At 77.3% G+C, this 2299-nt stretch carries 3 protein-coding genes; 2 read left to right on the forward strand and 1 reads right to left on the reverse strand.

Annotation, left to right across the window (positions count from 1 at the left end; all coding sequences use genetic code 11):
* Nucleotides 1–119 precede the first annotated feature (119 nt).
* The gene (locus ACFWEG_RS28870) at nt 120–572 is read right to left on the reverse strand and encodes an Rv3235 family protein (RefSeq protein WP_387221030.1); all 453 of its coding nucleotides are present in this window, start codon (nt 570–572) and stop codon (nt 120–122) included.
* 295 nt (nt 573–867) lie between these two features.
* On the opposite strand from ACFWEG_RS28870, the gene ACFWEG_RS28875 reads away from it, so the two are divergent.
* The gene (locus ACFWEG_RS28875) at nt 868–1374 is read left to right on the forward strand and encodes a DUF6912 family protein (protein WP_387221032.1); all 507 of its coding nucleotides are present in this window, start codon (nt 868–870) and stop codon (nt 1372–1374) included.
* A gap of 151 nt (nt 1375–1525) precedes the next feature.
* Nucleotides 1526–2242, forward strand: a complete 717-nt coding sequence (locus ACFWEG_RS28880; protein WP_387221035.1) for an HAD family hydrolase — start codon at nt 1526–1528, stop codon at nt 2240–2242.
* Nucleotides 2243–2299 lie beyond the last annotated feature (57 nt).

Consider the following 2299-nt stretch of genomic DNA (forward strand, 5'->3'; position numbering starts at 1 on the left):
CGCCCCCCCTGTATGGGCGGGCGGGGCCGCCGGCGGGGGGCGGTTGCCGGGGTTACGGGGGGGTCCGGGCGCGTGACCGCCGGCGGGGGGCCCCCCCGTCGCCGTGTCCGCCCGGGCGCTCAGCGCCCGCCGGCGTCCACGGCGGTGCACCGCCAGCGCTGGTCGGCGCCCTGCTGGAGGCGGAAGGCGAGGGCGTGCAGCCGGTGGCCGGCGCTGATGCGCGCGAAGACCTCGTAGACCTCGGGGCAGGGCTGGAACCAGCCGATGTCCCGGACGACGGGGAGCGGTCCGGCCAGGCGCAGCGGTGCGGCCTCGCCGAGCCGGATCAGCTCGTCGTAGGCGCTGCCGGCGCTGTGCCGCAGCAGCCAGTGGGCCGGGCGACGGCCGCTGAGGACCGCGAGCAGCCGTTCGGTGAAGAGCTCGGTGGGGTGCGGCGGGCGCTGCACGGGGACGCGGGGCGGGTGGTCCCCCGGCCGGCGGCTGTCGCTCCGGGCGGCGCCGCGCGGGGCGCTCGGGGCGGGCCTCCTGGAGCCCGTTCCCGGCCGGGTCCCCGCGCCCTTCGACCTGCTCATGACCTTGCGCACGATGAGAGCCCCCGCTCTGTCGGGCCCGGCGTTGTTACCGGGCGGTAGTTCATCGTCGGGGATCTTCTAACCGGCCCGCTCGAACCGGTGCAAGCCGCCGTACTCCGCTCGTGCGCGGCCCGCGGATATCACCTATCCGAGTGACGCGGGCCCGCCCGCGCCGGGGCCGAGCGGTGCTCCCGTGATCACGGGGTGGACGCCGCGGACCCCTCCACGACACCCCTAAGGAGGGACACCGCACGTATCCTGGCGGGCGTCCGACCCATCGAGAGAGCGGCCCCTCATGCGTGTGTACGTCCCCCTGACCCTGCCCGCGCTCGCCGAGGCGCTGAAGGCGGGCGAGATCGGTCCGGGCCCGCTGACCGCCTACGCGGTGACCCCGGCGCTGCGCGAGTGGTACGTCTCCGACGACATCGAGGAGCTGGAGTACGCGGCGCTGAACCGGGCCGCTTCGGGCTCGCTGCGGCTGATCGCCGGGGACCCGGCCACGGCCCGCCGCCGGGTGGTGGCGGCGGTCGACGTCGCCGACTCGGCCGCCGTCGCCGACCCCGACCGGGGGCTCGACCCGGGGGCGCTCGGCGAGGTCAGGCTGGCGGCCGCGGTGCCGCTGGCGAAGGTGGCCGCGGTCCACGCCGACGGCGACGAGGCCGAGCCGGACGTCACCGCCGCGGCGGCCGCGCTCGGGGCCGCGGACCTGGGCGACGACGACGCACGGTTCGTCGTCGACGGGGCGGAGGACCACGAGCTGCTGTGGTTCGCGACCCAGGAGATCCCGGGCCTGCTCGGCTGAGGCGCGCCCGCCGCGCGCCGTCTGCCGCGCGCCGCCCGCCGCCGTCCGCCGCCGTCCGCCGCGCGGGGGCGCCCCGGCCCTCGGGGCCCGCGCGCACCCCTCGCTCCCGCCTCCAAGCCCCGCTGTCAGAGGCCGCGTGTACCGTGCCGGGATGGGGTACAGCAGCACGCAGCACGAGACGTCGCACCTGGTCTGGGACTGGAACGGCACGCTCCTCGACGACATCGACGCGGTCATCGAGGCGTCGAACGCCGCCTTCGCCGAGTTGGGCATGGAGCCGATCACCCTCGCCCGCTACCGCGAGCTGTACTGCGTCCCGGTGCCGCGCTTCTACGAGCGGCTGATGGGCCGGCTGCCGACGGACGAGGAGTGGGTCGTCATGGACGGCGCCTTCCACCGGCACTACGGGGCGCGGGTCGAGGCGTGCGCGCTCGCCGAGGGCGCGGCCGAGCTGCTCGCCGCGCGCGAGGCCGCCGGGGTCACCCAGTCGCTGCTCTCCCTCGCCCCGCACGAGGATCTGGTGCCGATCGTGCGCCGCCTGGGCATCGAGAGCCACTTCGTCCGCGTCGAGGGCCGCACCGGACCGTCGAACGGGGGCAAGGCGGCGGCCATGGTCCGCCACCTCGACACGCTCGACGCGCTCTCCGCGACGGGGCCGCTGCCGCGGCAGCGGACGGTCGTCATCGGGGACGCCGTGGACGACGCGCTCGCCGCGGCCCACGCCGGTGCGCGGGCGGTGCTCTACACCGGCGGCTCGCACAGCCGGGCGAGTCTGGAGACGGCCGGGGTGCCGGTGGTCGACTCGCTGGCCGAGGCGGTGGCCATCGCGGCGGAGGGCGCGGGCGAGCGGCCGTACCGCCGGCCCTAGCCGACCGGGCCTTGCAGTAGGCCTCGGCGCGGATCTCGCGGGTCCGCGGACCCGCGG

The organism is Streptomyces sp. NPDC060194 (assembly GCF_042728285.1).
Taxonomy (GTDB): Bacteria; Actinomycetota; Actinomycetes; order Streptomycetales; family Streptomycetaceae; genus Streptomyces.